This is a genomic window from Ulvibacter sp. 2210JD10-4, from assembly GCF_058148525.1.
This window is the reverse complement of sequence record NZ_JBYVJZ010000003.1, coordinates 189,650-216,386: the sequence shown is the minus strand read 5'-3', so window position 1 is coordinate 216,386 and position 26,737 is coordinate 189,650. Positions and strand designations below refer to the sequence as shown.

The window sequence follows — 26,737 nt, the reverse complement described above, 5'->3', positions numbered from 1 at the left end:
AAAGCAATCAAGCCCTCACAATTTTCAGTAATAGGAAATTGTGGGGGTTGTTTTATTTATCTCCATTCTCCAAAAGGGTATCTCGTTGACCGTATAATAGCTCTGCAATAGCAATGAGCTTCTTGATAGTGTCATTTACATTGTCGTTATCATTTACCAATGAAGACCCCATATCTACAGTAATAAGATTATCCCTAATCAATGTATCAATAGACTCATTTGTTTGATGTATTTCATTTCGAGCTTCTTCTTTCAAAGCAATCAACTTAATATAATATTCTTCTTTTTCTTCTTGTGTTCTGAACAAGTAAATAACACGTAAGACTTTTGCAATTTTCTTTCTGAATTTATCGTATTCTTTTCGAATATATTTATTATCAGAGTTTAGATAAGTAGAAGCATTTCTTCCTAATGCATCAACATTTCTAATGATTTCAACCATCTTTCTGTTAGCAATCTTTATTTCAGAAACCTGATTGTTTTGACTTTCGCTTAATTTTAGCATGCTTTGCCCTCTTGTTGCATAACTGATTATTTCACCATAAATTTTCTTAACCTTAGTATAATACAATTCATCAACATTGGCCTTTAGGTCTTCTTTAGAATGCTTCACAATTTTTTTGATCTTCACATCAGATTTAATATCCTCCCTATGGATATTAAGTGCGTGTGCGACAATTTCAAATATGGCATTTTTATATAGGTATTTAGACTCGTTTATCAATGAAGCGATAAGCGTTTCAGGGTATTTTAATACTTCTTTTGTTAAAAATTTAGGCTCATCAATTTCTTTTGCAGGTTCAAGTTTAAACGGGACCATTCTTTCAACAACTTTTGCTATTGGCTTAATAAACCACAGTAATAAAAATGTATTTGAGATATTAAAAATGGTATGAAATAAAGAAATAGCTACCGGTATAGCTCCTGCGCTTACATAAGGTGAGTTAGACCCTGTTTGTATGACGACCCACGTCACTAACTTTAAAAAAGGGTAGAATAAGATCAACACCCATAGTACGCCTACAATATTAAATAACAGGTGCGCCCTTGCTGTTCGTTTCGCATGAAAATTTGCAACTACTGCTGCTAGGTTCGCTGTGATTGTCGTACCTATATTCTCTCCCAAGACCATAGCTGCGGCCAACTCAAAAGGAATCCATCCCTGTGCGGTCATGATAAGTGTAAGTGCCATAGTCGCACTGGAAGACTGTATAATTACTGTTAATAATGTTCCTATTAATAGAAAAATCAAAACCGACCAAAACCCCAGATCCGTATAATGAGTTAGAAATTCAAGAATCTCCGGGTTTTGTTTTATATCCGGTACGGCATCTTTTAAAAACTGAAGTCCAATGAAAAGTACCGAAAAACCAATAATGAAGATCCCCCAATTCTTAATACTTTCTTTTTTTGCAAATGTAAATGCAAATCCAAACCCTACGAGGGGTAATGCAATTGCACTCATACTTACTTTAAACCCCAATATTGTAATAAGCCAGGCCGTTATAGTAGTTCCTATATTGGCACCCATAATAACACTTATTGACTCTGTAAGTGTAAGTAATGAAGCATTAGAAAAGCTTACCACCATGAGGGTTGTTGCAGAAGAAGATTGAATTATTGACGTAATAAAAAACCCTGTGAATATCCCCAAAAACCTATTAGAGGTCATGGTGGCAAGTATCTTTCTCATTCTGTCACCTGCCAAGTTCATGAGTGCATCACTCATCACTTTCATTCCAAAAAGAAATAGCCCTAATGATCCAAACAATTGTAATAAATCAGTAAAGCCATAGTTCATATATCGTAGTTTTTGTCACTATAAATGTATTGATTATCTTATACTTCAAAATGATAAATATCATATAATGAGGGCTATATTCTATATCATAACACTTTTTACTGCTTTTTGTTCAATAGGTCAAAATTTAACCGGCCCCAAATTACTTGCTAAAAGTATTGAGTATCATGACCCAAACGGAAACTGGAATTCATTTAATGGTGTTTTATTTGTCACTATGGAAACCCCTAAGAACTCCAATAGAGATAATGAAATAATAATCAATCTTCCTAAAGAATATTTCTACCTTAAAGCAACAAGAGATACTATCATTACAGAATATACTTTAGAGAAAGATATTTGCACTATAGGTTTCAACGGAAATACAAATCCTTCCGAAGCAATTCTAAAAGAACATAACTTAAGTTGTGACAGAGCAACTTTATACAAGAATTATTATACCTATTTGTACGGCCTACCTATGAAACTGAAAGATCCGGGAACTATCGTTCATGAAAAAATAGAGCAAAAGAAATTTAAAGGAAAAGATTATCTTGTTTTGAAGGTAACTTATGACGAAGCTACAGGTAAGGACGTTTGGTTCTTTTATTTTAATCCTAAAACCTATGCGATGGAAGTCTATCAATTCTTCAAAGGAGATCCTTCTAAGGAGGGAAAGGATACGGGAGAATATATATTACTTACTGAAGAAGTTATTATTAATGAAATCAAAATGCCAAAAAACAGAGCATGGTACTATAATAAAGGTGATAAATATTTAGGGATTGATAAATTGAAGCAATAAAAAAGGAAGGCGATTTGCCTTCCTTTTTATAATTAAAACACTTAAAAATTTAAGACCCACACATCAAGCAATCATCATCTTCATCTGCAGTACGAGACTTAGTTAACATTTCACGTAGTTCCTGAGGCGTCAACGGTTTGTTGGATACGGCTGAAGTCGCATCTACCGTAGTAGCTTCAGCTGTGGCAACGGGTTCTTTCTTTGTTTCACTTTTAAGTGTAAACTTAATAGCATCCACAGCACTCTTGGTACGTAAGTAATACATTCCTGTTTTTAAACCGCTCTTCCATGCATAAAAATGCATCGAGGTTAACTTTGCAAAGTTTGCATTTTCCATAAACAGATTCAATGATTGTGACTGGTCTATGAAATATCCTCTATGGCGAGACATATCAATAATGTCTTTCATACTTAATTCCCAGACGGTCTTATACAACTCTTTTAAGTCCTGTGGTATAATATCTACATTTTGGATAGAACCATTAGCCCGCATGATTTCTTCTTTCAAGTCATCGTTCCATAGCCCTAATTTCACCAAATCTTCCAATAAATGTTTGTTCACAACAATAAACTCTCCGGAAAGTACTCTACGCGTGTAGATGTTTGAAGTATAAGGTTCAAAAGCTTCATTATTCCCTAAAATTTGTGAAGTTGAGGCTGTTGGCATAGGTGCTACCAATAAAGAATTACGCACTCCATGTTTTTTCACATCTTTTCTCAATTTGGTCCAATCCCATCGACCACTCAATTCTTCATCTTTAACACCCCATAGGTTGTGTTGGAACAATCCTTCAGAGATAGGAGATCCTTTGTAGGTCTCATACTTTCCATCTGCTTTGGCCTCTTCCATAGAAGCAGAAACTGCAGCAAAATAAAGAGTCTCAAATATCTCTTGGTTTAGTTTTTTTGCTTCGTCACTTGTAAACGGCAGACGCATTAAAATAAAAGTATCTGCCAATCCTTGTACCCCCAAACCTACCGGACGGTGACGGAAGTTTGAATTTTGTGCTTCGATGACAGGATAGTAATTTCTATCAATTACGCGGTTTAGGTTTTTAGTCACCCGTTTTGTTACACGGAATAATTCTTTATGATCAAACTCCCCGTTCTTTACAAACATAGGCAATGCGATAGATGCCAGATTACATACAGCAACTTCATCCGGAGAAGTGTACTCCATAATTTCGGTACACAAGTTGGAAGAGCGAATGGTTCCTAAATTCTTTTGGTTACTCTTTCGGTTCGCAGCATCTTTATATAACATGTATGGAGTCCCTGTTTCAATCTGAGATTCCATAATTTTTTCCCAAAGTTCACGTGCTTTGATGGTTTTACGTCCTTTGTTCTCAGCTTCATATTTTTCATACAATGTTTCAAACTCGTCTCCGTGACAATCAAACAAGCCCGGACATTCGTTGGGGCACATTAAGGTCCAATCACCATCTTCCTGTACACGCTTCATAAACAGATCCGGAATCCACATCGCATAGAATAGATCACGGGCACGCATTTCTTCTTTTCCGTGGTTTTTCTTTAAATCCAAAAAGTCGAAAATATCTGCATGCCAAGGTTCTACATAAATAGCGAAAGAACCTTTGCGCTTTCCTCCTCCTTGATCTACATAACGCGCGGTATCATTAAACACACGAAGCATAGGAACAATTCCGTTAGATGTTCCATTGGTTCCCGAAATGTAGGAACCGGTTGCGCGGATGTTATGGATAGACAATCCAATACCTCCGGCAGATTGTGAGATTTTTGCAGTCTGCTTCAGTGTGTCATAGATACCGTCAATGCTATCGTCTTTCATTGTTAATAAGAAACAAGAAGACATTTGTGGCTTTGGAGTTCCACTGTTGAATAAAGTAGGTGTTGCGTGTGTGAAGAATTTCTTCGACATTAATTCGTAAGTTTCTTTTACCGCTGCCAAATCGTCTAAGTGAATTCCCACAGAAACACGCATTAACATATGTTGAGGCCGCTCAACAATGTTGCCATTCAATTTCAATAAGTAAGAGCGTTCTAAAGTTTTAAAGCCAAAATAGTCGTACCCAAAATCGCGATTGTATATAATAGTAGAATCCAGATCATCTGCATTTTCCTTGATCACGTTGTATACTTCATCACTTAATAATGGTGCTTTTTTACCCGTACGAGGATTTACATATTCGTACAGATCTGTCATTACTTCAGAAAACGTTTTCTTCGTATTCTTATGCAAGTTAGAGACTGAGATACGTGCAGCAAGGCGTGCATAATCCGGGTGTGAAGTAGTCATGGTAGCAGCAACCTCAGCTGCTAAATTATCCAGTTCGCTTGTAGTTACACCATCGTACAAGCCTTCAATAACGCGCATTGAAATTTTTACAGGATCTACCAATTCGTTAAGCCCATAGCATAGTTTGCGTACCCTTGCTGTGATCTTATCGAACATTATGGGTTCTTTGCGGCCGTCTCTCTTAATTACATTCATTCTGTTCTTTCTTTATGAGGTTATTCAATTTTTTCAAAAAAAAGCTGAGGCGAAGTTGTTAAACAACACACTATCAGCAATATGTTATAAAAAGCCCGCCTCTTTGGGGAGGAAGCGAAAGCTTTTTTAAAAATCTGCGTCGAAACTAATCTTGTTAGACTCTTTGTCTTTGTTGGTTACACCGGCTTTTTGATATTCGGAAACACGTTTCTCAAAGAAGTTCGTCTTTCCTTGTAGGGATATCATATCCATAAAGTCAAATGGATTGGTGGCGTTAAATTCTTTTTCACATTCCAGTTCCACCAAAAGGCGGTCTGTTACAAACTCTAGATACTGAGTCATGAGTTTTGCATTCATTCCGATAAGGCTAGCAGGAAGTGATTCGGTAATAAATTCTCGTTCAATATTTAGTGAATCCACAATAATTTCACGGATACGCTCTTTTGGTACTTTATTTACCAAATGGTTATTGTGAAGATGTACAGCAAAATCACAATGTACACCTTCGTCGCGGGATATCAATTCGTTAGAGAATGTTAATCCAGGCATTAGCCCTCTTTTTTTCAACCAGAAAATTGAGCAGAAAGCACCGCTAAAGAAAATCCCTTCTACTGCTGCAAAAGCGATTAAACGTTCGGCAAAACTTGGACTTTCAATCCATTTAAGTGCCCAATCTGCTTTCTTTTTAATAGCTGGAAAGTTTTCAATGGCATTAAAAAGCTGGTCTTTTTCTTTGTCATCCTTTACATAAGTATCAATAAGTAAAGAATAGGTTTCGCTATGGATGTTTTCCATCATGATCTGGAAACCGTAGAAAAATTTAGCTTCACTATACTGCACTTCATTCACGAAATTTTCAGCCAAATTTTCATTTACAATACCATCACTGGCAGCAAAAAATGCGAGAATATGTTTAATAAAATAGCGTTCGTCATCATTCAATTTAGTGGCCCAATCTGTAAGGTCCTGATGTAAATCTATCTCTTCTGCCGTCCAAAAACTGGCTTCAGATTTTTTGTACCAATCCCAAATATCATGATGTTGAATGGGGAAGATGACAAATCTATTCTTATTCTCTTGTAAAATGGGTTCCACTGCGCTCATTGTCCTTAGTTTTAAAATTTTTAATTGGTTTCTCCTTACTAGGGACTAACAAATATGGAAAAATTAAAAGGCAAAAACTGAAAAATTGAGTTTAGGTTTTCAACAAAGTTTTCAACACGTATATTTTATAAGTGTTCTTATAATTTCGTTAAAAAATATGATTAATTATTTGATTATTAGATGTTTACATTTTTTGAAAAAGATTATGAACAATATTGAGTTTAGTCGTTGAAAACCTCCTAAGCATTCCATTTTATAGTATGTGAACAAAGATTTTAGTAACCTTTTCATAACATTAATTTTCAACAAAAATATGGAAGCATTTTTTGAATTATTTAAAATTTATTCGGCAGATTTTATTTTTTTAAAGCAAAAAACCGTCTCTAAAAATTTCAGAAACGGTTCTTAAAAAATAATTCTAAAATATTTTACCCCAAATCTTCTGTGTTTAGTTCATTAATAGCGTCCCATGTCTCATCTACATCCATATTGGTTCCTGTAGCCTTTATATAAAAACGCTCTTCCCTCATAAAGTCTATAGTGCTTCGGCTATTGTCTTTTCGATATTCTTCAATAGCTTTTACTCCATTCTTTTTGACAGTTCTTCGAGTTTTATATTCATCTTCTTCCTCAAATTCCTGCGAGAATAACATACGCATCCCTGCAGTGGCAGCTGCTCCCATTTGACCTGCGCCATCGATCACTTCAACTTTGAACTTTTTAGATTTGTCTTCATTGGCATAGGTTGCTTCTATTGAAGCTATTTGAACCATCCCCATCTGGCCGGCTTTAAAACTAATACGCTTCATTCCATCAATTTCGTCCGGAAGCCATTCTTTTAATTCTTCATTGGTAAGCGGTTCCACCTTTTGAAGTTCTTTAATGTCGTCCTGCATTTTATTTAATTCCTTTACTGCTTTAGTAGTATTGGAAACATTTTCTTTGGTCTCTTTTATTTTTTTTGTTACCGGATTTTCACAGGCAATAAGCGTTGCGAATACAAACACTGCAAAGAGTAGTTTTTTCATAATTGTTGTTATTGGTTAATGATTGTTTTAATCAAACACTAAGATATTAATTATCAATGAACTAATTATCCCCCAAATGGGTAATTTTCCAGCCACGGATAGTGTAAAAGTAAAACAGGGTATCTTTTTATATCATCACAATTGTAACAAATGATAGAAGATTTGTAACAAATAGCTAAAACAACTTTAGGAAATAGGTTTTTAAGAGCTTATTATTTAATTGCAACCTTCTCTAATTCGGCATACCAGTTTTCACCGAACTTCCGTATAAGCGCTTCTTTTACAAATTTGTAAACCGGAACTTTTAATTCTTTACCTAGCGAACAGGCGTCACTACAGATAGGCCATCTATGATAGTTTACAGCAGCGAACTCACTATAGTCTTGTACTCTTACAGGATACAAATGGCAAGAAATTGGCTTTCTAAAATCTACTTCGCCAGCATTATATGCATCTTCAATTCCACAACTCGCAATCCCGTTCTCGGTAAAAGTCACATAAGCACACTCTTTCCCATTAACCAAGGGGGTTTCCAATTCGTCCCGTTGAGAAACAATGTGTGTTCCCTGAACCTCGATAGCTGCAACACCTTCTTCCCGAAGAAATGGTTTAACTTTGGGATAAATCTCTTTGAGAATTTCGACTTCTTCGTGTGTTATGGGTGCTCCGGCTTCCCCTTCAATACAACATGCACCTTTACAAGCACTCAAATTACACACAAAATCTTTTTCGATAATGTCTTCAGAAACGATTGTTTTACCCAGTTGAAACATTTGGCAAATATAGTTTGTTTTTAATATTAATTTCTGAAGTGATTCAGATATAATTTAACCACACAACATAGTAATAAGCTGAAGTATAATTCCTAATTTTGTCGTTTGAAAATGTACTACAAATGAGTTTTAGCTTCAAAGAAATAGCGACTGCCACTATGGTGCTTTTTGCAGTAATTGATATTGTTGGAAACATTCCCATAATTATATCACTACGCGAAAAAGCAGGACATATTCATAGTGAAAAAGCATCTATTGTTGCGGCAGTGGTTATGATCATCTTTTTATTTTTAGGAGAACGGATTTTAAGCCTTATAGGTATAAATGTTAATGAATTTGCCGTGGCAGGTGCTTTCATCCTCTTTTTTCTTGCTTTAGAAATGATATTGGGTGTAACATTGTTCAAAGAAGAGGATAGTAGTCCGGACCTTGCCGCTATTTTTCCATTAGCATTCCCTATGCTTGCGGGGCCGGGTAGTTTAACCACATTACTTTCATTAAGAGCAGAATACAGTATTGAAAATATAATTGTTGCAATTATTGTAAACGTTACGGTAATTTATATTGTGCTTAAGACCTCAGCAAAATTACAGAAGATTCTGGGAAAGAACGGTATTACCATCATTAGAAAAGTTTTTGGAGTAGTACTTCTTGCTATCGCAGTAAAGCTTTTTGCATCTAATATTCAGGAATTATTTAATTAAATTGTATGAAAATCTTTACTTACGTACTTATTATAATCGCTGTAGGACTCATTATTTTTAATGCAACAAAACTCAATTTTGACAACCTCTTTGAAGGAGACAGCACCATAGCTGTCATTACTATTCTGGCAGCTGCTTGTGCCATCTTGTTACTTTTAATTTTAAGGACGTCACAACGTATAGCCAAAAAGAAAAAGTAGTGCTTTTGTGAAACTTATCTGGTTTCCAGTTCCAATACTTTTGAAAGCATTGGATCACCTTCATTTAAAATATGCTCATATGCATTTGGCCCAAACAATTGCTGAGCTATATTAGCTTTGAGTGCTTTTTTAAGTTCATTTGAGTATTCACTCATATCGATCTGCGCTTCATTGAATCTGGAATACACAATGAAGTCTTCAGCCAAAGCATTTTCTATATTATAATTATCAACAAAATCTTTAAAAGTCATGCCTTCAAAAATCTTTCTGTTCTTTTCAAGGAATTCGAAAATAAAATAGCTCATAAAACCACTTCGGGAAAGGTATTGAAGCGTCTCATTTTCAACACTTGTGTCTTTAGATACGAACACATCCGGAATAATCCCTCCTCCTCCATACACTACTTTTCCTTTTGCAGTCACAAACTTTAAAGAATCTGCTACTTTAATACTATCTGCATTTCTTAACTCTCCATTTCTATACCGCTTTTCATAATCTTTGTAATAGGCTTCGTTTCCATTTCCATAGGGTTTTTGAATGGAACGCCCTGTTGGAGTGTAATAGCGGGCAATGGTCAATCTCACAGCACTGCCATCTCCTAAAGACATTTCGCGCTGCACCAGTCCTTTTCCAAAAGAACGGCGCCCAATAATAATCCCCTTATCATTATCCTGCAAGGCTCCTGCAACAATCTCACTCGCTGAAGCTGAGTTTTCATTAATTAGAACATACAATTTTCCATCTTCAAATTCACCTCGCCTTGTTGCATAGGTTCTGTTCTCTTCACCACTTTTGTTTCGGGTGATAAGAATTAATTTATCATCTTCTAAAAACTCATCTATTATTCTTTCGGCAGTAGAAATATATCCTCCGGGATTATTCCGAAGGTCCAGTACCAGCTTTGAAATTCCATCGTCTGTTAATGCTTCAAGGGCTTTTTTAAATTCGTTGTAGGTAGTTTCAGAAAAACGATTGATCTTTATATAACCAATATCGTCTGTTAATTTATAGGAAGCGTCAACACTCACTAACGGAACTTCCTTTCGCTTCACTCTAAAGTCAAGCAGCTGCTCCTCACCCTCACGGTATACTTTTAAATTGACCTTGGTATTTATTTCGCCCTTCAGATAGGCTGTAATACTATCTCTTTCCAGGTTTTCTCCAAATAATTTTTTCCCGTCGGCATATAAAATCCTGTCTCCTCCCCTGATTCCAACTTTCGCTGCCGGCCCACCTTCAATGGCCCGAATCACCGCGATAGAATCTTTATACGTATAAAAACTAATCCCGATCCCAACAAAGTTACCACGCATATCATCTGCATTTTCCTCATAATCATCTACAGGGATATATACCGAGTGCGGATCCAGATTCTCCAGTATTCCATTTACAGTCACGTCCACAATGCTGTCTGTATTTACATTATCGACATATTCGTAATCTATATAATCAATAAGACGGTTGAGCTTGTCTTTTTTTGAGTTTGTTGCGAATATTTTTTCGGTAGTATCGTTAAAATTGAGTTTGGAGCCAATAAAAACACCTGTTGCAACTGCAACACCCACAATTAACGGTACGTATTTTTTTTGAAATCCCATCCTGTGTTTATAATTCTTTAATATGTGTAATATTAACTCCGGCTTTCTCTAAAAATTTTACGCCGGAATTATCTTTATACTCCTGCAAATATACCAAACGCTTTATCCCTGCCTGATGTATCAACTTACTACATTGCTGGCAAGGCGACATGGTTATGTACAAGGTTGCGCCGTGACAAGATTGTGTCGAAGAAGCTACTTTCGATATGGCATTGGCCTCGGCATGAAGTACATACCATTTGGTGTATCCTTCTTCATCTTCACAAAAATTTTCAAAACCTGTTGGAGTTCCGTTGTATCCGTCGCTAATAATCATTTTATCTTTCACAATAAGTGCGCCAACTTGTTTCCTTTTACAATAAGAAAGTTTACTCCACTCCTGTGCCATACGCAAATAAGCGACATCGTATTTTTGTTGTTTCTTCTGGCTCATACATATTAATAAGTTGCGAAATTAAGCGGAAGTTACACCCTATCAAAAAATGTAGGTGTTAAATGTATACAAAAATTTGTGCTTTTTCAGAAAAACCAATTTTCAATTAGCATGGGAATTACCATTCCTATTACTATGGAAGACACTACCAGCACCCAATCTCTCTTGTTAAAACGGAATAGCATCTGAAAAATAAATGCAAAGATCAATACCAGAAAGACCACAATAATTTGTGCAAGTTCAACTCCTAAAGCAAATTCAATTAATGGAAGCACTTCATTACTTTCATTTATCATTTTATAGTAAGTGGCAAATCCAAAGCCGTGAATTAGCCCAAAAAATATGGTTACTATGTAAAATAATCCAAGTTTTTCAGCTCGTTGCTCTCTGCCTGTAGTAAACAAGTTAAATATAGCTGTTGCCAAAATAGTTACAGGGATCAATAGTTCGATCCATTGGCTGGATACATTAACTACATTATAATTAGCCAATACTAAAGAAACGGTATGCCCTAAAGTAAAAAGTGTTACCAGTAATAGTAGTCGTTTCCATGAATCAAATGTATAAGCAGCACATAACACTACTAAAAATAGGATGTGGTCGTAGGCATTCCAATCAAGTACGTGTTCTAAGCCTAGTTTAAAGTATAACCAGAAGTCAGACATTGTGGTTGGGGAATTAGATTTTTGTAAAGGTAGGAAAATCCTTCAAATGTTTATAAAAGATTATTATTACATGAAGTATTATCTAAAAACAACAAATGAGTATTTTTGATTTATTTACTTTTAACATATCCAATTGCAACTATTGTTACAAAAATTATAGGAGGAAAATTGTAGTTTTCAACTTTTATAAATTTTTCTGAAGTCTATGAAAAGACGCCAATTTATTAAGAAAACAACCTTGTCATCTTTAACAGCATTGATAGGTGCTGAGATCGTCTTTGGAAAAGTAATACCATTAGGCTATGAGCCATTGGCCCTGCAGGACCCTGACCCATTTAAAATGTTCCATAAGAATAAAGAAATGGTCGTGCTAAACAACATGCCCTGGAATATAGAAGCCAAAGCACATCTTCTGGACGAAAAAATTACGTCCAACGAATATATGTTTATACGTAACAATGGAAAGATCCCTAAGCATATTGATGTTAAAAACTGGAACGTTACTTTTGACGGAGAATCCGTAAAACAGACTAAAACATTTACACTTCAGGAGCTCAAAACCAAATTTAAACAATATACCTATCAACTTACATTGGAGTGTGGAGGCAATGGACGAAGTGAATTCGATCCTCCTGCCAAAGGAAATCAATGGACCGTTGGTGCTGTTTCCTGTGCTACCTGGACCGGAGTACGTTTACGGGATGTTCTTGAAGATATAGGAATAAAAAATGATGCTGTTTATATTGGATACCATGCGGCAGACACACACCTAAGTGGCGACCCAAAAAAAGAACCTATATCGCGAGGAGTTCCCATGGCAAAAGCATATCAGGATGAAACTCTTTTAGCCTTTAAAATGAACGGCAAAGATATTCCGCTTGCCCATGGATATCCCTTGAGACTGGTAGCCGGTGGCTGGCCGGCATCGGCTTCAGGAAAATGGATCAAGGGCATTAGTGTTCGCAATAAAGTTCATGATGGTACTAAAATGACAGGAACCGCATATCGAGTACCTTGTGAGCCGGTAGCTCCCGGGAAAAAGGTTAAAGATGAGAATATGTGTATAATCGAATCCATGCCAGTAAAATCATTGATCACCTATCCAAAGTCAGGTGCTATGATTAATCAATGTCAAAATTTGAATATCCGGGGACACGCCTGGGCAGGAGAATTAGAAGTAACCCAAGTGGAATATTCTATCGATTTTGGGTCGAGTTGGAGTAAATGTTTCGTAGAAAAAGCTTCAAACAGATTAGCCTGGCAGCATTTTTCTGCTTCTATTAATTTTCCGAAGAAAGGATATTATGAAATTTGGGCAAGAGCAACAGATTCGCAAGGAATAAGACAACCCATGGTATTGCCCGGTTGGAATCCGAAAGGATATTTAAATAATGCCTGCCACCGTATCGCTATAAAAGTGAAATAAATGGACAAAGATGACAAGTTTAAAAAAAGTGTAAAGGTAATCCACAAGGGGTTTTTAGTGATCTTTTCTCTCTTGAGCGTTATTACCGGTATCTTATTCTATGCCATGATAGATCCAACTTTTCTTACATTTCATTCTACTGATGCTTCTGATTACTCAATCATTGAAGAAATAGATGAGGATCTTATTGAAAATGGGATTCATGTACGAACCGGGTTGATTGATGCCAAAGGACTTATGGTGGTTGTAAATAACTGTACCAATTGTCACTCGTCAAAACTGGTAACTCAGAATAGAATGAATAAAGAACGCTGGGAAGCTACCATAGATTGGATGCAGAAAACTCAAAACTTATGGGATCTGGGCAAAAATGAAGAGATTATTGTAAATTATTTGGTCACAAATTACCCACCACAAAAAAAAGGGCGAAGACTGGCTCTAACAAATATTGAATGGTATGAATTGGAAGATTAAAATATTTGGAGTCATGAGTTTGCTATTATTGTCCTGCAATTTTAGTGTTAAAACAAAAAAAATCGAGGCGATCCCTACTGAAAAAGGGAGCGAATATCATAGTACCAAACATATCATAGAAGCAGAAGAGCTTTTAGACTTACAAGACCATAAGAATATTAAAATTGTCGACTTCAGAAAAAAGGAAGCTTACGAAAGTGGCCATATTGAAGGGGCCATTAATATATGGCGAACAGACATAGAGGATAGTACTTATCCTTTTGGAGGAATGATTGCTTCCAAAGAGCAGATAGAGGTGCTTTTTAGTCAACTGGGGATTGAAAATGATGATACATTGATAGCATATGACGACAGGGGCTCCTGTGATGCTGCACGTTTATGGTGGGTCTTGAAAAATTATAATTTTCATGCTGTGAAAATATTAAATGGCGGACTTCAAGCCTGGAAGACTGTTAAAGGTGGTATATCCAATTCAACACCAAAATCAGAACCCTCAAATTTCAGTTTAGCCGAAAATAGTCTAATGGAATCCTATATAAACAAGGAAGGAGTCTTGCAGATCATTGAAAATTCCGGTAACGAAATTATCATCGACACACGGACTGTTGATGAATATTCAGGAAAGCGACAAAAAAAGGGAGCTTCCAAGGGAGGAAGAATTCCTCAAAGCTATCTTTTGGATTGGGCAGAATCCATTGATTATGACAACACGAAAAAATTCAAATCATTTAAAGAACTACAAGCGATCTATGCAAAATTTGGTGCAACAGAAGATGGCCCTATTATTACGTATTGTCATACAGGTGTTCGTTCTGCACATACCACTTTTGTTTTAACAGAATTATTAGGTTACAAAAATGTAAGGAATTACGACGGCTCCTGGACCGAATGGAGCTACTTTAAAGATTATCCTGTTAAAAAGGATAGTATAACAACAATATTTCAATAGCTATGGAAAAATATTTGGAAGCATTTAAAACTGCATTTTCAGGAACTCTGGAATGGACATGGAAGTCAATTATCTTTGACGTCCCCTGGTATACCAATTATTTTTGGGGATTAATTGCCATATCACTCTTTATATGGGTTCTCGAAATCGCATTCCCCTGGCGGAAGCAACAATCTATTTTTAGAAAAGACTTTTGGTTAGACGGATTTTATATGTTTTTCAACTTTTTTATTTTCGCCATTGCGATTAGTGGGATTTATAAGATATTGGAAGTAGTCTTTGGCGATCTTGGAATAACTGCAAAAAGTCTGGCATTGGTCGATATTGCAAGTTGGCCTTTGTGGGCACAGTTGTTTATCTTTTTTATAGTACTCGATTTTGTTCAGTGGTTTACACATATATTATTGCATAAATATCCTTTTTTATGGCAGTACCATAAAGTACATCACAGTGTTAAAGAGATGGGGTTTGCGGCACATCTAAGATATCATTGGATGGAAAATATTCTTTACAAACCACTTAAAACCTTTGGGGTTATGTTATTGGGTGGTTTTGAACCTGAACAGGCCTATATAGTACACTTTCTGGCTATAGCCATAGGACACCTTAATCATTCTAATATCAAAATTACATGGGGTCCTTTTAAGTATATTCTCAACAATCCGGTAATGCATTTGTATCACCACTCTTATGTTTTGCCTGAAGGCAAATACGGTGTTAATTTTGGTATTAGCCTTAGCCTGTGGGATTATATATTTGGGACAAATTATATCCCCGAAGATAGCGGAACACTAAAACTTGGCTTCCCCGGAGATGAAAAATTACCCAAAGGTTTTTTAGGACAACTCTTTTATGGTTTTGGTTTTTCAAAGAAGTAATATTTTTTTAAATCTTAATAATTTGACTACTAAGCAAATACTTCTTTTTCATTGCATTTCTTCAAATAATTATATCATATTTTACAAATTGAGGTAGGGTAATTTAAAAGATGGCTGTTTTACACTTAGAATAGCCTTTAATGCTATAGAGACTATTCCGGTTAAAATTCTTTATGAAAAAGAAAAGAGAAACAGAGCCTTTTTGAATTTGCCATTCGTTGCCCTAACTATGTTCCGTTTGATTAGGCTCTATTCTTTTTAACAAGATTGCAAAAAATTTAAGAAAAAGAAAAATTGTTCATAGAAAACAAAAAGCCCCAGCAATCCAGCTGAGGCTTTTGTATCTTGGGCGGATGTCTAGGTATTACTAAATCCAACTATTCAGGAGTTAATTTTACTGATGAATTAGGCAATAATATTCAACCCTCTTTGCGCTACACAAAAAACAAAAATCTATTTACTAGAGAAGTACTTCCTTCCTATCCAATCTAACTTTGTGCTATTCACAAATTAAAAATTTAAAGACATGAAAGAGAACAATACATTTTTGGTAATTACAGCAATTGTTAATAAACAAAGTATTACCGAAGTACCTCTCTATTTGTAAGTCTTTTCTTGTTGCTGTTAAATATATTATTTGTCGTTTTTATTTGATATAGGGACCCTTAATTTGACCCATTACCAAATCAATGCGCACTCAATTTATTGATAGAGTTTATTCCCCTGTTTATATTTTCCTTCTGTACAAGGACAGTCACTTAATGATTGTAGTAGGTCAAACCCAATAGTAACTGCATGCGTACCGGTATTATACCCTGTTAAATCGTTCAGCGTTATTTGGTAAGCATAAGAGATATAGAATACAGACTTTTTAAGACCCGCCATGGGACCAATATTTAAAGGTAACATGATCTGGTCATTCAAAAAACGAACGGAGGCTCCTACCCAATAGAAATCATCATTTCCGTTGTATTTTCTATACTTAAGATTGAAATCAGTACTTGATCTTCCATCACTTGCAAATAACTGGAAATAAACAGAGGGTTCAATATCAGAATAGTTGGAACTCTTTATAACATAACCTGAATATAATTGAAGATTGAGAAGTGATTGCGGTTCCCCCCCCGTAAAAGAATCTATATCCTTTTGCAAAATATTATTTGCATTGGCGCTAAACCAAAAATCACCAATTCTATAAAGGGCCCCTACGTCGAAGTTGTGATTTGATACCGAGCGATCATCGGTAACAAATGGATCAATGATTGGGTTCTCAAAGTTTGTATCAAAATCTTCAATAGCAATCCTAAAACTATTGACGTTATAAGACAAGCCAAAAGATAAATACTGCTGTGACTTATAATCTAAAACAAGGTGATGTGCAAAAGAAAATTTTACTCCGTGTTGGCGGGTATTTCCATTTCTATCACCATAGACAGATATTCCAGCACCAGAACGGTTTCCCAATCTAATATCTGCATACGCTGCCAGATTTTGTGGTGCATTTTTTATTCCCACCCATTGTGTTAATCCATTGGCTCTAATTCTGAAATTATCACCAATTCCAGCAAAAGTGGGAGATATAACGAAATCATTGTCTGCCAAATATTGTGTAAACACAGGTAAGTTAAGTTCTTGACCGTAGCTCTGGGCTACTAGTATTATGAGTAGGTATCGTAATATTTTTTTCATGGGACTAAGTTTAGGGTGACAATTAAGTTCATAGGCGACTTTATTATCTGTACAGCGTAAAATGGCCTACAAAATCACGCATTTCGCCTGTTTTATCGGTTTCAACAATAAACCAATAATCTCCGGAAGGCAGCTCAGTGTTTTTATAAGTTCCATCCCATTTCTCACCGGCGGGTAAGGTGGCAATTTTACGGCCATAGCGATCATATATGGAAAATACAAGATTCGGGTATGGAGAACATCCTATGGTCCAGCCATCTTGAACGCCATCACCGTTGGGTGTAAAATAATTGGGAATACATAAATCGATAAAATCTTTTTCAATTATGGCAACAGCCCTACAGCCGCTACTATCCGTTACTATGACTTCAAAGGTTCCAGATTCGGTGATTGTAAATATATTTGTACTGCCAAAATCAACCCCATTGAAAGTATAAACATAATTTCCTGTACCACCAGATGGGAGGGCTATGATTTCATTTAGCTCACCTACAAATAGGGTGAGCCCCACAGGAGCAAACGCTTCAATATCAAAAAACTCCGTAATCTTAGAACAACCATTTGTGTGTCTTACGGTGATATAATTATCTGTACTTGGAGATAAGTTGGTAAACACATTACTGGATTGGTAAGGACCTCCATTTAATGAATAGTCCAATTGTGAGGTGTCGACAAGGGTCTCATCTACAGTTACGGTAACTGAATTAATTGATACATTATCAACACAAAGGATCTCTACATCAGCAATTGGTTCTATAAATACGGATTCAGGAAAAGTAATGTTCCATTCAGACTCACATCCTGCACTATCACGAACGTAGACAATATGATCTCCACCACTTAAGTTGTCAAAATCAAATATAGTTTGGCCTAGCTCTCCAGTGGTATAAGGTCCATCATAATTATCCAGACTTACGCTATATGGCAGAGTTCCTCCATCAATGTCTATGCTAAAAAAGCCATCTTGATCTCCTTCGCAAATTTCTGGAATAATAGTGTTAGGATCGATTAAAATTAAAACAGCTGGTGGTTCTTCAACTTCAAAACTGAATGTTAAAAAACAGCCGAGTTCATCTTGAACTATTGCATCGTAAACTCCAGGAGTGAGATTTTCGAAGGTGTGGGTTTCAAAAAACTGATCTAGGTTAGGTGAAATTGCATATAGAATAATACCAGAACCGCCATTAGCTATTATTTCCAATCTACCGTTATTTTCGCCATGGCAAAGCACATTTGTAACCTCAAAAGTGACATCTAGCACAGTGTCGGGTTCTGTAATAGTAATTACTTCTGAAGTAGTTAAACAATCACCACTTTCAACTTGGACTACGTAAGTACCTGCAATTAATCCTGTAAATACGCCAGGACTGTTTTGGTCTGCAGGAATTGTGTTTCCTGATGTATCTTGCAAAGTATAGATGTAATCACCAAGTCCTCCTTGTGCTGTAGCAACTATAACTCCCGTATTATCACCATTACAGTTTATCTGCGGATTGATAGTAAGTAAGTCTATCTCTAAATCGGGAAGTGGGTCTATAGTGATTTCATTGGAAACATTGGCAATACATCCATTTGCATCCCTAACATAATAATTATAAGTGCCTGAAGTAACAGGAAATGTTATCGAAGTTGTAAATGTTCCTAATATCACAGCAAAATCCAATGTATTACTGTACTCAAAAGTCCCTGTTCCGCCTACTGCACTTAAGGTAAGTTCTGCTTCTGTTAAACAAGTAGGTGTCGTGTTAACTACCAAATTTGAAATGATTGGATCTGGTTGATTAATTGTAACAGGCAATGAAGTAAGCAGGCAATTAAATGCATCACTAATGGTTACAGAATAGACACCGGCACCTAATCCTTCAAATACGTTTGAAGTCTGAGGCCCCGAGCTTGAAGACACTGGTGAAATGGTGGTCAGCGTATAACTATAATTGCCTGTTTGCCCACCTGTTATATTAAGAACAGTTATTGATGCATCGTTGTCATCAAAACACGTTAATAGGGTTGTGCTAGGAACAAAATCAGCATCAATTGGATCTGGCTCCATAAGTGTGATCGTATCTGTTTCAATACATCCATTTGCGTCTCTGGTATTTACCGTATAGGTTCCGGCACTTAGGTCCGTAAATACATTATTGGCTGAATAGGGAACAATGGCATCTCCCGTTAGTTCATATTCATACGGACTTGTTCCGCCACTTGCTATTGCTACAATTACACCTTGGTTGTTGAAACAGGTTACATTGGATGTTTCAGAAACCTCTAATGTTAATTCGATAAGTGAGTTAAAGGTTACAACGTTTGAAGTTGTTGAACAGAAAGGTGTTTCAAGTTCCTCAATTTCTACGGAATAACTACCGGAAGGTAATCCGGTAATAAGCTGAGGATTTGTTGATGTATTGGCCGTAACCGGGCCTCCAATAGGTGCACCTAATCCATCCAGTAGTTGGTATATATATGCGCCACTATATCCGGTAATGGTTAGTGCTAATTCTCCATTGGAGTCTCCAAAACAGTCGTTTTGTTCGGTTACGGTTAATATGGCATCAATTTCATCAAAAGGTGGGACTACAAATGGACCGGTTAAAAAATAACAATTGGTATCCAAATCATTTACTTGATAATAGTAGGTGCCTGGTCCTGGTATATCAAAAATATTGGAAGTTTGTAGGAGACCATCGGGCAACAATTGGTACTCGAAGTTTCCTGAACCACCCGTTACGTTAATAGCAACAGATCCTGTTTGGTTACAATCAATAGGTGTGACAATAGCCACGTCTGCAGCTGTAATAGTTGGCAACGGATCTATGGTTACCGTATTTGTAGCAATACAATTATTCGCATCCCTAACATAAACGGTAATCACCTGAGTGACTCCTGTATCAAGAACTTCGAACACATTGGTGCTAAAATAATTCGTACCATCAATACTATAGGTATAGGACGCTGTTCCTCCCGTTTCAGTAATAGTTATGATGGATGAAGTCGGTATATTATCTATTGTACATGCAAAGTCGGTAGCGGTTCCTGTTACTTCGAGCAATACCGGTTCCCCTATAGGTACATCTGCAGTTGCAACACAACCTCTTCCTGAAGTTACCTGCACGGTATACGTAGCCGCGGACAATCCTGTAAAAATAGTACTGGTTTGCGGTGGAACTAAAATAGGAGCTATAATTTCATAGGTATAAACAGGGTTGTCATTACCGGGAAGTAATTCTACTATAATTTGACCATCGCTACCTGCTTGGCAACTTACGTCGGTTACTTCGGTATTGAAAGTAACAGGTATAGCATTATCTAAAGTAACCGAAATGTCTTCTGTACATAAAGTAACAGTATCGGTAACCGTCACGGTATAGGTTCCGGAAGGAACACCGGAAAATACATTTCCTGTCAATACTATGGTAGGTGGATTAGGAGCAATCGTATAAGCGTAGTTACCGGTACCTCCTGTAGCGGTTATCGTAATTTCTCCGTCATCATCATCACAACTTGGCAAGGCTGTTACTTCCGGAGTCAAACCTATTGGGGCTTCAATATCTACTGTTACCAGATTTCCACATCCATTGGCATCAACCACCTCCACAGTATGAGTACCCGAAGACAAACCTGAAATTGTAAATGGGAACGTTTGGGCCTGAGAACCACCACCATCAATACTTACGCTATAAGGAGGGATTCCTGCTGTTGTTAAGGTAACATCTATTTCAAACTGTCCCTGTGCAGTCGAACATTGATTCGTAGTAACGGCATCAATTACAGGTTCAGGATCCATATCCACAACTTGTACAGGGCTTGTGATAATACACTCGTAAGCGTCCATTACATGAACATAATAACTCCCGGCGTTTACGTTGAACGTACTGGAAGGATCCCAGGAAGGATCTGTAGGAGCCGGAGCTCCGGGGGTTGTGGTTATTTGGAATACATAAGGTGCTGTTCCATTTTGGGCAACGGCACTAACAACTCCAGAATTTGGATTACAATTGGCATTTTGATCCACTGAAGCGGTCAGACTCAATAAAATGGCAGATTCCGTAATTGAAAATGGGGCTGTCACCACTCCACAACCTGCGTTAGGTCCTGTAGTTTCTTCTATCAATACAAAATAATTGCCAAAAGGTAGCGGTCCTAAATCCGATACAGTTAATGACCCTCCTGCCGTTACAACTCCGGTTCCAGAGATTCCGGTTGTAATTAATGTAAGGGAATCGAAAATTTCATAATTCACCGTCACCGGTATTGCGTATACACTATTTACGGTGAAAGACACATCTCCATCGTCACTTCCGGTACAGGTAATATTGTCCGAACTCTCCGCCGTAGTAGTTAATGTGGAGTTGGTAGGTATGGCCGTGGTAGCAGGTTCATAGTAACTACAAAGAGTAGATTCGTCATATACTATAAATGTGTAGGTAATACCCGGTGTTAAGCCAGTAAATGTAGCTGATTGACTTCCAGGAGTATCTTCAGGTATCCATGATCCGGGTGGATTAGGATACACAGAGATAGGTCCCTGATAAATGGTAAACCAAAATGGTCCTGTGCTTCCCAAAGCTGAGCTAACAGTTACAACGGCCTGCCCCCCTGTTGTACAATCTACCGTGCTCGACACGTTGATATCAAGGTCATCAGGAGGAGATGCAATTAGCACATCTTGGAAAAGTACAGAACATCCGTTGGAATCAACAATATTGATTTCATACAAACCAAAGTCGATCACATTAAAGGTAACCGAAGTGGATCCTGTGGCATTAAATTCAGAAGCTGAATATCCATTGGATCCGGTAACAAAGTAATTGTAAGGAGCAACGCCCCCTACGACACTGTTAATAATGATGGATCCCTGTGAGATACCACCAGGAACACAGGTAATATCAATAGTAGTAAAATCTACAACAATAGGGTCTGGTTCGCTTATAACAATAGTCTCCGAATCTGAACAAGAATTGGCATCGGTAACGGTTACGGTATATGTGCCTGCTGGCAATCCGGTAGTCTGGGTTCCGTAGTCTGTACCAGTAGTATCGTTATGAACATTAATCAGAAATGGGGGCGTACCCATCGTAGGGTCAAAAGTAATATCAATAGCTCCATTTTCATCACCATTACACAAAATAGGCTGGGTTATAGTAACAAGATCTAATAGAGGTGGTGAAATGGGGTTAATAACAATTATAGGTGAGGTAGCAGTACATCCGTTGGCATCGGTTATTTCAAATTGATAGGTTCCAGCCGTTGAAGCAGTGTAAGTAAAAGGTGAGCCTGTTGCACCTAACGGGTTAAAAGGTCCCCCGTCAATAGCAACCGCATTGGTATAGGGTGCTGTACCTCCTACAAAGGTTCCTGTTATCTCAGCATCCGGCGTAGCAGTACAATCTAAACCACTCGTTACGCCTGCATCGACTAATAGCTCCGGGGCAATAATTTCTGCAGGCAATATGGTTTCACAGCCAAAAGCATCTCTCACCGTAATGATGTAGTTGCCTGGACCTAAGTTTGAAAATATGTTACTCGACTGAAAAGGGCCTCCATTGATATTATATTCAAAAGGTGCTTCACCGGAAATAACATCAATAATTATCGTTGCATTATTACCCGTGTCAAAGCAAATATCTGATGTAGTACTAATAGTTGCCACAGGCGGATTAGGAATCGTGAGCGTAAATGTGTCAGTAACAACACAACCATTAGCATCTTCGACAGAAATTGAATAGCTTCCGGATTGAGTCAAGTTTAAAAATGTATTACTCGATTGTGTGGGTAAGGTTGTTGTATCCGGTAGTGTAAGCGTATAGGTATACCCTCCCCAGCCACCTGAAGCAGTAATGATAGCACTACCACTTGTAATACAGGTAATTGGAGATGTTTCTATTGAGATTGCTAAAGGGTTTGTGGGCTCATCCACTACAGCGGTCGCGGTAGCCTCACAGTTTGTTATTAGATCTCTAACAACTATAGTATAACTACCTGCAGTTAGTCCCGTTAAAACAACCGGAGAGACTCCAGATATAAAAGGACCTCCATTGATCTGATATTCAAAAGATGTTGTTCCTGAAACTGTAAATCGAACGGTTCCATCTGCTGCACTAACACAACTAACATCATTTATAGTTTCGCCAAAAATATCGATTATTGGCAGTGGTTCTATTGCATAGGATTCACTATATGTACAATCATTAGCGTCCTTCACCTGGAACGTATAGACACCTGGTGCTAATCCAGAAAAAACATTTGACGTTTGATAGGGGGTAGCCGCTGCAGCCGGTGCAATAATTTGAAATTCTAAAGGCGCAACTCCTCCTGTTATTCCTACTATAGTTACCGTAGTAAGATTGGTGGGACAAGTAATTGGAGAATTGATAAAAATTAGATCAGTAGGCGGATCTAATGGTGGGATTGTAATATCATTAGTAACAAAAGTACAATCATTGGCGTCCATAATAGTAACTGCGTAAGTACCTGGCGTTAAGCCAGAAAAAACAGGACTCGATTGATACGTTATACCGTCAATACTATACATGTATGGTGGAGTACCACCCGTAACATTTGTAACGGTAATAGTACCATTTGATGTACAAGTATATGGTGCCGTTAATTCGGCGACACCAGAAATAGCAGTATTAGTATTAATGGTAACGGTTTGTGGTTGCGTTACACATACAGAAGGACCAAAGGTGTATTCTACTACTACATCATAATTGCCAACGGCAAGTCCCGTAAATACATTTGAGCTGGTAAACGTAGCCCCACCATCAATACTATATTGTAGGCTATTTCCATTAGGATTGGTTACATCGATGGTAATGACTCCAGTATCGCCAGCACTAGCACATAATATATCTTCAGTTATTACATTGAATTCCGGTTCAGGAGTTGCGTCAATGGTAATCGAGGTAACTGCACTACAGTTATTAGAATCAACAACTGTAATATTAAAGACACCGGGGGCAGAAACTACAATCTCCGGAACCGTTTGAAAAACGGTCGTACTATTTACAAAATAAAAATAGGGAGGTGTGCCACCTAAAGGATATACTGTGATTTCACCATCGGTACAAGTTAATGGAATAGTAATTGCTGCTGTGGCTGTAAGTAATGAAGGCTCAACAAGTATAATGTTTTCCGAATACGTACATCCATCTTCAGTTTCTACAACGGCCGTATAGGTGCCAGGATTAAGGTTTTCGAAACTATAGTTATTCTGAATAATGGGGCCTACACTATTCACTAAAGTCGCACCGGAATAGAGATAAAAGAAATACTGTGGCTCTGCATCATTAGCTGATAAATGAATACTACCCTTGTCGCCATTACAAAGTGGTTGTTCAACAATGGTTGAAACCGTAAAGTCGCGCTCTCTCACCAATACATCCGGAACGGTAAACACACATGCATTTGCCGGAACGCCTACTTGCCGTATGTAAATTGTATACAAGCCTGGTGTGGTAACTGAAAAAACATTACTGCTTTGATAGGTTATTCCGTCAAGACTAAATTCATAATTACTGGGAACATTGTTCACAGTTATTGTTCCTGGCGTAGTACAAATAATATCTGTTGCAGTAACTGTTGGATCGAGTAGATTTTGATATACATTAAAATAAAATTGGTTGAAACATCCGCCATCATAATTTATCGTTAACCTATATTGACCTGCTATATTCGCTGTGAAATTGGAGCCGGTACCCACTTGATTCCAAGTACATGTACTGTCTTCATTAGCGCAATCAGTATTACCCACAGGAGGACAGCTAGATTCATCTAGTTTTTCCCAAATAATTGTAACTGCTCCAGCAATGTCAATTGTTATCTCTCTGAAATCGTTTTCGCCACATAAAAATATATTAGGTAATAACTTACCATCATTTGGGCAGGTAACAACTTCGTCAGCAAAAGGTATTACAGGATTTGAAACACTACCGCCATGTAGTGTTACAATATATTCTTGAACGATGGATCGACACGGGGCAAGCGCTGTATTGAATGAGTAATAAGTTCCTGTTTGTGTAACGGTTATCGTTTGTGTCGTTCCTATAACCGGAGTTCCGGTTGGACTTGTAGACCAAGAGTAAGAATCGTATCCATCGGCAGCAGTCAGGTCTATGCTTTCGCCACAAAGAATCTCGTTTTGGGTAAATACACAATCGTCAAGGTCGGCTAAAAAATTAGTAGCCTGAGGTGTAAGAAGACAACCTGTATTTGAACTGATACTGGGATCATCTGTTATGATAAAAGTAGGATTGAGCGTTCCTTGATACGTAGCAAATGCCTGGTTGCTGATAATATCTGAACAGGCCTCTACTAACTGCTGGCAGGTTTCTACGACCTGAACCTCAATTCGGATTTCACTGAGTGGGTCATTTTCTTCAACTAAATAATCTTCAATATCAAAAATTAATTCTCGGGTGACAGGATCATAACTCGATACTGTTACCCCTGCTGGCAGCGTTAAATCGGCCGGGAAGTCGAAAATAATATTAATAGGTAATATATCTCGTATTGTAAAATTAGTGGCATTATCGTTTCCTGTATTTTGAAAACCTATCACATAATTTAATTCTTGACCAAGGTTGACCACTTGCCCTCCAATGTTAGTACCAAACTCATCTTCAACAATTTTGGTGAGTACAATATTTGGTTCAATTATCTCTACGGCAAAGGCAAGAAAGTATTGAAAATAGGTGTCTCCGCTAGTCTCGAATCGTAAGGTGGCAGAGGTAGCACCATTGGCAATTACTGTATTCCCTGGGTTTGGAACACTCATCACACCTGTATCAAATCCAAGTGTATTGGTGCTATTTGGGACTCTATTATTAACAGGTGTTGCGCTTAATTGAGTTACTGAACTATTGAAATAGTTATTTGCAAGCCTATCAACTGTGGAAAGCGTAGTTCCATTGAGTTTTAAGCGATCGCCAAGTATTGGTTTATCTCCTTCTAAGGTGGCAAATGCAAAATTGGCTCGTACCGGAGCAGGTGCAGGAACAGTTCTGAACCCGGAAACAGGGACATCTAAGTTTGGATTATTTCCAGGAACACTAATGGCACTAAAGCCATCAAAGCTTGTGATCGACTTTCCTGGAAGCGTCGGGTCTTCATACACCACAAAAAGAGACCAACCAGCAGAATGTCCCGTATTATTAGGTGGATTAAACGTACCGGTTTCACCCAAAGCACTCGATACATTGGCCAGTGTATAAGTTCCTAAATTGTTTGCTAAACTAGTTACAATGGAAGTGACATCGGCATAACAAGCGTAAGGAAAACTATCCCCGCCGTCTACAGAAGTTCCGCCCGCATCAAATATTACTGTCCCTGTAATATCATGATATCCTCCAGTAGGCCCTTTAAATTTTACATTTGTAAAAGGTTGAGCGCCTTTTGTAACTGCTCCCCAATACAGGCTAGCATGCTTTATTTCGTAACAGTTTGGATTCGGTATTTCTAAATCGGCACTAGATGAACTAAAGGTTGAAGGATCCCCGTCAATATCGATATATTGCATATCCACATTGTGATTATAGACTGTATTATCATTGAAAGGGTTATTGTTAGGTCCCAAAATGTTATTTCCTATCAGAACGATATCACCCTTAAGATCCTCATTGAATCTAGGCGTAAAGGGGACAAAATTTTGGGCATAGCACTGTATTCCAAAAAATAGGACTATAAGAAGTATGGGGACTCTTTTAATAGTAGGTTTGTTCATGACGACTAGTTTTTAGTTTGATGTCTCCTAAATCAATTTT

At 37.4% G+C, this 26,737-nt stretch carries 17 protein-coding genes; 7 read left to right on the top strand and 10 right to left on the bottom strand.

The features are described from left to right. Positions 1-52 precede the first annotated feature (52 nt). A complete protein-coding gene (locus ACY2RT_RS09020; RefSeq protein ID WP_490155585.1) occupies positions 53-1,801 on the bottom strand; it encodes a Na/Pi cotransporter family protein in 1,749 nt (582 codons plus the stop codon). A 67-nt stretch (positions 1,802-1,868) separates the two neighbouring features. Here ACY2RT_RS09020 and ACY2RT_RS09015 point away from each other — a divergent pair, with 67 nt between their 5' ends. Next, on the top strand, positions 1,869-2,585 hold the full coding sequence (locus tag ACY2RT_RS09015) for a DUF6503 family protein (RefSeq protein WP_490155584.1): 717 nt from the start codon (positions 1,869-1,871) through the stop codon (positions 2,583-2,585). Between the two features lie 49 nt (positions 2,586-2,634). Here the strand turns inward: ACY2RT_RS09015 and ACY2RT_RS09010 are convergent, their stop codons facing one another. From ACY2RT_RS09010 to ACY2RT_RS08995, 4 genes are all read right to left on the bottom strand, one after another. Further along, complete coding sequence (locus ACY2RT_RS09010; RefSeq protein ID WP_490155583.1) at positions 2,635-5,058, bottom strand: ribonucleoside-diphosphate reductase subunit alpha; 2,424 nt, start codon at positions 5,056-5,058, stop codon at positions 2,635-2,637. Between the two features lie 126 nt (positions 5,059-5,184). Further along, positions 5,185-6,162, bottom strand: coding sequence for a ribonucleotide-diphosphate reductase subunit beta (locus tag ACY2RT_RS09005; protein WP_490155582.1), 978 nt, complete (start codon positions 6,160-6,162; stop codon positions 5,185-5,187). A gap of 428 nt (positions 6,163-6,590) precedes the next feature. Further along, positions 6,591-7,190 (bottom strand): hypothetical protein, encoded by a 600-nt coding sequence (locus ACY2RT_RS09000; RefSeq protein WP_490155581.1) that lies wholly within the window; start codon positions 7,188-7,190, stop codon positions 6,591-6,593. Between the two features lie 212 nt (positions 7,191-7,402). Continuing rightward, positions 7,403-7,963 (bottom strand): DUF3109 family protein, encoded by a 561-nt coding sequence (locus ACY2RT_RS08995; protein WP_490155580.1) that lies wholly within the window; start codon positions 7,961-7,963, stop codon positions 7,403-7,405. 122 nt (positions 7,964-8,085) lie between these two features. On the opposite strand from ACY2RT_RS08995, the gene ACY2RT_RS08990 reads away from it, so the two are divergent. Next, positions 8,086-8,667, top strand: coding sequence for a MarC family protein (locus ACY2RT_RS08990; protein ID WP_490155579.1), 582 nt, complete (start codon positions 8,086-8,088; stop codon positions 8,665-8,667). A gap of 5 nt (positions 8,668-8,672) precedes the next feature. Next, on the top strand, positions 8,673-8,867 hold the full coding sequence (locus tag ACY2RT_RS08985; RefSeq protein ID WP_490155578.1) for a hypothetical protein: 195 nt from the start codon (positions 8,673-8,675) through the stop codon (positions 8,865-8,867). Positions 8,868-8,881: 14 nt separating this feature from the next. Here ACY2RT_RS08985 and ACY2RT_RS08980 read toward each other — a convergent pair whose 3' ends face one another. The 3 genes from ACY2RT_RS08980 to ACY2RT_RS08970 all read right to left on the bottom strand — a co-directional run bounded on the left by ACY2RT_RS08980 (position 8,882) and on the right by ACY2RT_RS08970 (position 11,563). After that, entirely contained in the window at positions 8,882-10,465 is a 1,584-nt protein-coding gene (locus tag ACY2RT_RS08980) for a S41 family peptidase (RefSeq protein ID WP_490155577.1), read from the bottom strand. Positions 10,466-10,472: 7 nt separating this feature from the next. Continuing rightward, a complete protein-coding gene (locus ACY2RT_RS08975; RefSeq protein WP_490155576.1) occupies positions 10,473-10,898 on the bottom strand; it encodes a deoxycytidylate deaminase in 426 nt (141 codons plus the stop codon). Positions 10,899-10,984: 86 nt separating this feature from the next. Further along, positions 10,985-11,563 carry a HupE/UreJ family protein gene (locus ACY2RT_RS08970; protein ID WP_490155575.1) on the bottom strand — a complete coding sequence of 193 codons (579 nt, stop codon included), beginning with the start codon at positions 11,561-11,563 and terminating at the stop codon, positions 10,985-10,987. A gap of 205 nt (positions 11,564-11,768) precedes the next feature. On the opposite strand from ACY2RT_RS08970, the gene ACY2RT_RS08965 reads away from it, so the two are divergent. From ACY2RT_RS08965 to ACY2RT_RS08950, 4 genes are read left to right on the top strand one after another with little or no spacing between them, the layout of a single operon-like run. Then, on the top strand, positions 11,769-12,989 hold the full coding sequence (locus tag ACY2RT_RS08965) for a sulfite oxidase (RefSeq protein ID WP_490155574.1): 1,221 nt from the start codon (positions 11,769-11,771) through the stop codon (positions 12,987-12,989). After that, a complete protein-coding gene (locus ACY2RT_RS08960) occupies positions 12,990-13,463 on the top strand; it encodes a monoheme cytochrome C (RefSeq protein WP_490155573.1) in 474 nt (157 codons plus the stop codon). Then, complete coding sequence (locus tag ACY2RT_RS08955; protein ID WP_490155572.1) at positions 13,447-14,412, top strand: sulfurtransferase; 966 nt, start codon at positions 13,447-13,449, stop codon at positions 14,410-14,412. The genes ACY2RT_RS08960 and ACY2RT_RS08955 overlap by 17 nt, the downstream gene beginning before the upstream one ends. Before the next feature lie 2 nt (positions 14,413-14,414). Next, entirely contained in the window at positions 14,415-15,290 is an 876-nt protein-coding gene (locus tag ACY2RT_RS08950) for a sterol desaturase family protein (protein WP_490155571.1), read from the top strand. Positions 15,291-15,992: 702 nt separating this feature from the next. Here ACY2RT_RS08950 and ACY2RT_RS08945 read toward each other — a convergent pair. Then, a complete protein-coding gene (locus ACY2RT_RS08945) occupies positions 15,993-16,979 on the bottom strand; it encodes a PorP/SprF family type IX secretion system membrane protein (protein ID WP_490155570.1) in 987 nt (328 codons plus the stop codon). A 43-nt stretch (positions 16,980-17,022) separates the two neighbouring features. Continuing rightward, the gene (locus tag ACY2RT_RS08940) at positions 17,023-26,697 is read right to left on the bottom strand and encodes a T9SS type B sorting domain-containing protein (protein WP_490155569.1); all 9,675 of its coding nucleotides are present in this window, start codon (positions 26,695-26,697) and stop codon (positions 17,023-17,025) included. Between the last annotated feature and the right edge of the window lie 40 nt (positions 26,698-26,737).